The organism is Erythrobacter sp. S259, assembly GCF_057364965.1.
The window spans coordinates 3,168,686-3,176,668 of sequence record NZ_CP200286.1; the positions used below are offsets into that span (position 1 = coordinate 3,168,686).

Consider the following 7,983-nt stretch of genomic DNA (forward strand, 5'->3'; position numbering starts at 1 on the left):
TAAGCCTCCCATTGAACTAACAAACCCTTATAATCTTGTACGGGTCTGCAGCCAAATAATCGGTATCCGCCTTCGCTTTCATTAAACTTAATCAAAGGCGTTAGCCATAGCTGATATTTCATCAGAGGCCTCCTAGTCCCTATTGACATAAGCTTTTATCCATAGGCGAGCGCTGGCGAGGTTGAGGAAGCTTTCAAAGGATAGTGCAGTCTTGTCGTAGCGAGTGGCGATCCGGCGTGATTGTTTGAGTTTGTTGAACATTCGTTCGACGCGATTGCGGTCACGATAGCGGCGATAGTCGGGATGTTCTGGCACTTTGCGGTTAGCCTTAGGCGGGATGATCGGCAGGATACCGTGCATCAACAGGCTTTCACGGAACCTGTCACTATCATAGCCCTTATCCGCCAAGAGCGCCTTGGGTGTTGGGATGGGTAAGGCCATTAGCGGCTCAGCAGCCGTATGATCCGAAGCTTCACCGCCGCTTAAGAGGAAGCCAAGAGGCATTCCTTGATTGTCACATCGGGCGTGGATTTTGCTCGTAAAACCGCGTCTCCTTTAGGGTGATCCCCCGGATCACCCGTCGTCCACGCCGTGATCGATCAAGAGCTTCCTAATAGGTCCCCCTTTAGCGCCCGCAGCCTGTGAGTGACCCCGGACACTGGTGCTGTCGATCATGTGCTGCCAGTCGTCGGTTAGCCCCAGATCGACCAGTGTTTGCAATAGAGCATCCCATACGCCTTGCTCAGCCCATCGCCGGAAGCGGACATAAACAGAGTTCCACTTGCCATAGCGCTCATGCATATCGCGCCACGGGCAACCGACGCGCAGCACGTACAGCATGCCATTGAGAAAGCGTCTGTTATCCTCTGCCGGTCGCGCCCAGCGACCCCGCTCAGGTGGCAACAGCGGACCAATCAGCGCCCACTCTTCCTCCGTCAAATCACCGCGCGCAATAACCGCCCTCGCAAAAGGCAGCCTTGAATCAATGAATGACCCGCTTGGGAATCCCAAACGCGCTTTTGTCAACAGGACCTAGATCGAAAGAAAACTAGGCCCTGTTGACAAACTGATTGGTCCAGAGGCGCGCAGCGGCGATGTGTATGAAGCCGAGATAGCTTGCTGATGTTTTGTCGTATCGGGTTGCGAGGCGGCGAGAGCATTTGAGCTTGGCGAAGCATCTCTCGATGCGGTTTCTGAGGGCGTAAGTGACGGTGTCGTGCGGGATGGGTTCTTTGCGATTGGTCTTGGCCGGGATCACGGCTGTTCCGCCGCGCTCGTTGATCGTGTTGCGGATGTGGTCGCTGTCATAGCCCCGGTCGGCCAAGAACACGCGCGCGGTTGGCAGATCATCATCGACCAAAACGTCGAAGCCCTTGAAGTCGGAGACTTCACCGCCGGTCACTTCCGCCCGGACAGGGAGGCCGTGAGCGTTGGTAATGAGGTGGATTTTGGACGTGAAGCCACCTTTTGAACGGCCAAAACCCTGTCTTTGAGTCCCCCTTTTGCGCCCGCTGCCAAATGGTGCGCGCGGATCACGGTGCTGTCGATCATCTGGACGCTGTCTGGCGCTGCGCCGCTATCGTTGAGGGCATCGAGCACCAGCTCCCACAGCCCAGCCAAGGTCCATCGACGGAACTGGCGATAGACGCTCGACCACTTGCCGAACTCTTCAGGCAAATCGCGCCAGGCAGCACCCGTGCGGGCAATCCAGAATATCCCATCGAGAACAAGCCGATGGTTCGAGGCAGGCCGACCGCCTTGCCCACGCACCGCCATCAAAAAGGGTTCAAAGAACGCCCACTCGGCATCCTCCATCAGCAACCGCGCCAAGATAACCTCCGCAAAAGCTATCTTGAATCACATCTCGCCGCGCTTGTGAATCCAGTTTGTCAACAGGGCCTAGATTAGTCCATTCTTGCGGAAGCTAGTATGCTCGTTTTTGCAGATAATGATGTGATCATGCAGCTCAATCCCTATGATCCTACAAGCTTCCGATATCTTGTTGGTTACACGAATATCCTCGGTGCTTGGATGAGGACTTCCGCCCGGATGATTGTGAATTAAGATCAGGCCAGCCGCCTCTACTTCTATTGCCTTGCGAGCGATTTGTCGCAGGTCTACCGAGGCCACAGATGTCAACCCCTCAGATGCGTGAAAATCCTCTATCAAACGGCCCCTCCGGTCCAGGAATAATATTCTCAGTCTTTCGGCTGCCAAGTGAGCCATATCGCTCGAAAGATAGTCTAAGAGGTCTTGCCAAGTGGATAGAACAGGCCGTGCCGTGGTTAAGCTACCGTCAAAACGAGACGCAGCAATTTTCGCGATTCTCAAAGACGCGATACAAACTGGGCCGATGCCTCTAACACTTTCCAGCGCTTCGCCGTCGGCGGAAAGGACGCGAGAGAGCGTCCCGAACTTGTCGAGGAGGTCTGAAGCCATAGACCGAGTATCTCCTGCCATTGCCCCAGCAGAAAGTAGATACTCTAAAATCTCGCCATCGGACAGCATGTCTGACTGTTTACCGAGAATCTTCTGGCGCAGTAGAGACCGTCTTTTTAAAGTATCGGCGCCGGAATGAAGAGATTCCTCTACAATCAGTCGGGCTTGATCCCCGCGAAGCTCACTTTCATTTTGCTGCCCTCTAGATGTCACGTTGGTAGAGGATCGCACCGTTTCATCCTTATTTACTTGCCTTAGATAAGATACTTCAAGAGCGCACGACTCTATATCATTCTTTCTTCAGATTGGGTTAAACGCAGCGGTCTAGGATACCACTAGCCCTTTAAGTTTCTGCCATTAAAATCTCTTTATCCCACATTATCTCTACGTTTCAGACCGCGATGATTGAACTAATGGATCTACCCCGAGGTCGGTCCAAACAGTCTGCCGCGCGGATAATCAATGATAAAATCACCCTAGAAGCTCGCAACCGTTCATCCGAAAGTACACACTCACCTCAATATCGACCGCGACCTCAAGGAAATGGAGACTTGCATTATCAACTGCGCAGCCGCCCTGGCTGTGTAGGCGGCGTGGACAAATTGGTTGACGTAGCGCTGGCTGATTGATTCAAGGCTGCCTTTTGGAGGCAGGCTTGAGCCGAGGCGATCTGACAGAGGTGGAATGGCGTGTTTTGAGGGATTTGCTTCCGATTGAGGCATCGAACCGTGGGCGTGGCAGACGACCTGAACATAACCGCTCCATCATCAACGGCATGCTTTGGCGGCTTCGCTGTGGCACGCCCTGGCGCGATGTCCCGCCCAAGTACGGCAATTGGAACACGATCTATCGGCGGTTCAGGCGGTGGAGTGAGGCCGGGGTCTGGGAGGCCGTGTCCGTCACGCTGGCCGAGATCATGGCAGACAGCGGCCACTACAGCATCGATAGCACCACGGTTCGCGCCCATGTTTCGGCAGCGGGCGGAAAAGGGGGACTCGTCGAAGAGCTCTTGGCCGCTCGCGGGGCGGGTTCACCAGTAAACTTCACTGTCTGGCTGATCGACGAGGACGGCCACTCGCCTTCCACCTGACAGTCGGCGAAGCGGCGGATTGCAAGGCCTATGACACGCTGATCGCCCTGCCAGAGCGAGTGCCGCAGGCGTTCTTGGCCGACAAGGGATACGATGCCGATGCCATCCGGGCCGATCTTGCCAAGAGGAACATCGAAGCCGTTATTCCGGGACGTTCAAACCGCCGGGTGAGGATCGAATATGACCGGTCACTCTACAAGAAACGCAACCAGATTGAGCGCTTCTTCGGTCTTCTGAAAATCAACCGCGCCATCGCAACCCGATACGACCAACTCGCAGAAAGCTTCCTCTCCATGGTCCACATCGCATCAGCCAGATACTGGCTCAAATTTGTCCACGCCGCCTAGCCAACAAAGCTGCGGTGCATCAACCGCGCTGCATAATGTCAAATCACCGTCGATATCGCGCTTACGGGGACGTTCTGCAAAGAAGATCTTTCGGTTGGGCGGTGGGTACCTGCTAATTCCGAGTTGCTGTCAGCCTTGCACCTTTCATTAGTCGATCTCGAGAACTTGTAGACTTTTGCCCAAATCAGACCGGCAAAGGGGGAGTGGCGAACGCAGTCAGTCAAGTCTCGTTACTCTGACAACACCGCTGGTTTAATAGCGGGCACGTCGCAGGGGATTGTTAGAACTGTGCCCAGATGAACAGTCGATAAACTCGCAATCCTCCTTGATCAATTGTTTCGCTCGCATACAAGCAAGAGGCTAGTAAAGGGGAGCAACCAAGAATGAAGAAATTAACTACCGCAATCGCAATCTGCCTTTGCCCGACAATTGCGATGGCACAGGACGAAAGCGAACCTCCAGTCGAGTCTGTTGACGCTAGTACTGAAGTAACTGAGATCGGCGCAAACACGCCAGCCGATACTGTAGTTGAATTGGCTGAACCAAAGTCCGTTATCCTTCCAACAGACACGCTTATCCGTGTGGCCCCTGTTGAAGAGATTTCTTCTAAGAAGATGCGGGAAGGCACAACCAGAGACTTTCGGGTTGCCGAGGAAGTGCGCCGGGATGGCGTCACTATTGTCCCTCTCAACACTCCTGTAGTTGGCACAGTGACATGGCGAACAGGTAAGGGAATCTTTGGCAAGTCGGCCAAGTTTGAAATCACATTTACGAGTATGGAGCTCGAAGGCCAGACCTACGGGCTCACTGGCAAGCACCGTCAGGAGGGCCGTGGCAACACAGCGGCAGCGCTTCTTGTATCGGGCATCATCACAGGCAAGTCAGCGGTCATGCTTGCCGACCAAGTCGTTGAGGCACGCTTGGCCGAAGATATTAGCGTAACGGTTGACTAACCAAACCTCTGTTTCGATCCGCGCGAAACGCACCGCGAGAGCCCTGTCAGTTCATTCTGGCGGGGCTCCTCTTACGTCCAGATAGCATTTGACTGTGCCGAAGTAAGCTCACTCCAAACACTATGCTTTCTGTATGAAATCGATAGCCTATAGATTTTCTTAAGTGGCCAAGTTCTCCCTTCAAGTTAGATACTTGCGTAGTCTAAACGGGAAGGGACGACTAAATGAAGCTGTTACTAACGTCATTGGCGCTTTCGGCTACGACACTTCTTCCGGCAGCAGGCCCAATGTGTGGCACTGCTTACGCAGCCGAGGCGTGCTGCAAGGTTTGCAAAAAGGGAAAGGCCTGCGGCGATAGCTGCATTGCTCGGGATCGAAACTGCACCAAGCCTAAAGGCTGCGCTTGCAACGGGTGAAGTCTCGAAATGCGTAGACAAGATTCGTTGAAGCTCGAATTTGGGGCGTTACTGATTGCTTGGCTCGTTTCTGTTGGCTGGTCTCTTTGGGGTGTCTTGACTTACATTACTTCGAACTGAGTATTCGTGACATGAATCGGGGCCGAGAGGCACCGTTGCTAGAGTGCCAGGTGCGACGCTATTGGAGCAAGCTCGAGAACACTTTTAATCAATCACCGAGGTAGTGCAGACACGCGATGATCCTGACAAAGCCAAGCCGTATGCTTCTATGCAGGCGAGCGTGACTTCACGGCCCTGCGCGGTCAATCGCGCTTCAGGCCGATCTCGTACGGTCGCTCGTAACCGAGTTGCTATTGACTCCAATTCCGACACCGCTTTAGAAATCGTTGAGTTGGTTTCGCCCGTGTCTTCGTTAAACACATTGCTAATGACCCGCGAAATCATCTTCATATTTGCCCCCATATCGTACTTTGCCAACAGGCAGATCACTACTACGCTTGGCTAAATCCGAGAGCTCTCAACCTGTGGAATTGTTTATGAAGTCTCGGGGAGGCGAATGTGTACTTAAGAAAACTTCTACCCCCTGTTTATTCAACCTCTTCGTTACTGAAAAAGTTGAGATTAGGAGCTTTATTCTCTTTAAATCAAATATTTAATTATCACGATTAACTTGTGTTAATCGATGGGATAGAACCAATTTGGAGGTTTTTTGATTCGTTCAATGACGATGAATCAGTCTCTCTAGCTTTTTGACTAGACTCAGGACCTATTAAATCGTTTGCCAAGGGCGTGATTGGCTGATTCAAGGGCAGTATCGAGGAGGCGCTGTCGATGGATGTACCGTTTTTGCTGAGCAAGGTGCAGATGCGCCGGATCGAGCCATTTGTCCCGCTGTCGCATGGTATTCCCCGGGTCGATGACCGGCGTATCGTGTCAGGCATCATCTACGTCATCAAGCACGGACTGATGTGGCGCGATGCACCGGTTGGCTACGGTCCGCTCAAGACGATCTACAACCGCTTTATCCGCTGGAGCAAAATGGGCGTGTTCAATCGCATCTTCGCGGAGCTGGCAGACCGGGCGGGAGAGCCCGAGCACGTCATGATCGACGCCACCCATCTCAAAGCCCACCGCACCGCGGTCAGTCTATTAAAAGGGGGGCTCTTCCCCGACGTATCGGGCGCGCCAAGGGCGGGTTGAACTCCAAGCTTCATGCCGTTTGCGATGGGCTGGGCAGACCGATCATCCTGCTCCTCACCGAAGGTCAGATGAGTGACCACAAGGGCGCGGTCCTGCTGCTTGACAGCCTGTCGCGCGCCAAGGTGCTGCTCGGCGACAAGGGCTATGACAGCGATGCTTTTCGCGCCGCTCTGGCCGAACGCGGCATCACCGCCTGCATCCCGCCCCTCAGGCATCGCAAGATCCAGCATCACTACGACAAGGACCTCTATCGCCAGCGCCACAAGATCGAGAACCTCTTCGCCCGCATCAAGGACTGGCGACGTGTCGCAACCCGTTACGACCGATGCGCACACACATTCATGTCCGCCATCTCCATCGCCGCAACCGTCTGCTACTGGTTGTGACCAATGAGTCCTGACCCTAGGTGTCCGTCGTCAGAACATTTAGCACAGGTTGCAGCTTAGATTAGCGGAGCGTTTGTCTCGTCTTGTTGGTTTGTTTTAGGCGGCTAGCTTGAGGCGCCATAAAGCAGGCCTAAGAAAGGCACGGAAGATTGCTCAAACAGAAAACGATGATCTTAAACGACTTCAGTCTACTCGTTCGCAATGCCATCCTGCACGCGATCTCTAGGGAGAAAGAGTGCAAAAACCAGAGTCAGACAGCAAATCTTGAGCTGACTTAATTCCCGGCTTGTTTGGACCTCTGTCAATTGGGATAAACCTCCCAGTTGTTTCGCCGCCTACGGGTGGAGAATAGACCCAAATCGTTCCTCCCAAGTCCTTCGCTGCAAGCTTCAGTAAACGCCTTGCCTTTTTGCAATCCCGATCAACGAGCTTGCCTTCGACAAATGCGATACCTAGTTCCATTTGAGCCTTTTTTTCCGGCTTCCGCCCGATCATATATCGGAGCAAATGCTGCGGGGAGGTCCTGCCGTGCGATGCCTAGACCATTAGAACTACATCCGAGCGCGGAGGAAAGCGCGATCATTGTGAGCGTAATCCTCTTCCACATGATTAGTACTCCTAAGGTTTGCCATTGTTTGCGCTCATCGCCTTGGCGGCAGCTTGAAGCAATTGATACGCATTTGCCTCCACCTTTTGAACTGATCGCTCACCCGTCACCGGATCGGTTTGATGAAAACTGAAAGCTTGGTCACGAAGAGGCCCTGAAACCAAATCGGCGATCATAATTTCCCGATGCTTGTTTTGCTCGTTTGCAAATGGCGCGACTAAATCGGCGAACCATATTTGATCCCCGCAATCCCATTCCTCGACTGTCAACCGATTGCGTGGTTCTAACATCCCTTGGTCAAGTCTTACTGCAGCCTGCTCATTGCATTTGGCCCAAAGAGCTAAACCGATGGGCTTTTCGTTGTCTCGGATGATATAGTACTGCTGCTTCAGCAATGCCGGCATGCATAGCCATTCAAGTGCATCTATTGGTAATGCTCTGTGAATGGCTGACTGGGTCATCAGCCAGGCCATCTCACCTAGAATATGAGAAACAGTGGTGGAGTTACGGCCGTCATAATTCTTCAAGTTTCCTAGCCATTTTGC

The 7,983-nt window shown here is 53.2% G+C and carries 6 protein-coding genes and 2 pseudogenes; 3 read left to right on the plus strand and 5 right to left on the minus strand.

Features of this window, described 5'->3' with window-relative positions; all coding sequences use genetic code 11:
- Positions 1–132: 132 nt before the first annotated feature.
- The 3 genes and pseudogenes from AC0V60_RS15095 to radC form a co-directional block, all read right to left on the minus strand.
- Positions 133–1,026: pseudogene (locus AC0V60_RS15095) on the minus strand (IS5 family transposase).
- A gap of 22 nt (positions 1,027–1,048) precedes the next feature.
- Positions 1,049–1,815, minus strand: a protein-coding gene (locus AC0V60_RS15100) for an IS5 family transposase (protein WP_486179515.1) whose coding sequence is annotated in 2 segments (ribosomal slippage) — positions 1,049–1,494 and positions 1,494–1,815 — 768 coding nt in all. Because the reading frame shifts where the segments join, the coding sequence is not laid out codon by codon here.
- A gap of 84 nt (positions 1,816–1,899) precedes the next feature.
- The gene (gene radC, locus AC0V60_RS15105; protein ID WP_486179249.1) at positions 1,900–2,670 is read right to left on the minus strand and encodes a RadC family protein; all 771 of its coding nucleotides are present in this window, start codon (positions 2,668–2,670) and stop codon (positions 1,900–1,902) included.
- A 448-nt stretch (positions 2,671–3,118) separates the two neighbouring features.
- On the opposite strand from radC, the pseudogene AC0V60_RS15110 reads away from it, so the two are divergent.
- Both AC0V60_RS15110 and AC0V60_RS15115 read left to right on the plus strand, forming a co-directional pair.
- Positions 3,119–3,876 (plus strand): annotated as a pseudogene (locus tag AC0V60_RS15110) (IS5 family transposase).
- A 383-nt stretch (positions 3,877–4,259) separates the two neighbouring features.
- The gene (locus AC0V60_RS15115) at positions 4,260–4,829 is read left to right on the plus strand and encodes a hypothetical protein (RefSeq protein WP_486179250.1); all 570 of its coding nucleotides are present in this window, start codon (positions 4,260–4,262) and stop codon (positions 4,827–4,829) included.
- 620 nt (positions 4,830–5,449) lie between these two features.
- Here AC0V60_RS15115 and AC0V60_RS15120 read toward each other — a convergent pair.
- Positions 5,450–5,695, minus strand: a complete 246-nt coding sequence (locus AC0V60_RS15120; RefSeq protein WP_486179251.1) for a hypothetical protein — start codon at positions 5,693–5,695, stop codon at positions 5,450–5,452.
- A 381-nt stretch (positions 5,696–6,076) separates the two neighbouring features.
- Between AC0V60_RS15120 and AC0V60_RS15125 the strand changes: the two genes are divergently transcribed.
- Positions 6,077–6,831, plus strand: a protein-coding gene (locus AC0V60_RS15125; RefSeq protein ID WP_486179252.1) for an IS5 family transposase whose coding sequence is annotated in 2 segments (ribosomal slippage) — positions 6,077–6,395 and positions 6,395–6,831 — 756 coding nt in all. Because the reading frame shifts where the segments join, the coding sequence is not laid out codon by codon here.
- A 618-nt stretch (positions 6,832–7,449) separates the two neighbouring features.
- Here AC0V60_RS15125 and AC0V60_RS15130 read toward each other — a convergent pair.
- Positions 7,450–7,965, minus strand: a complete 516-nt coding sequence (locus tag AC0V60_RS15130) for a toxin-activating lysine-acyltransferase (protein ID WP_486179253.1) — start codon at positions 7,963–7,965, stop codon at positions 7,450–7,452.
- Positions 7,966–7,983: the final 18 nt, after the last annotated feature.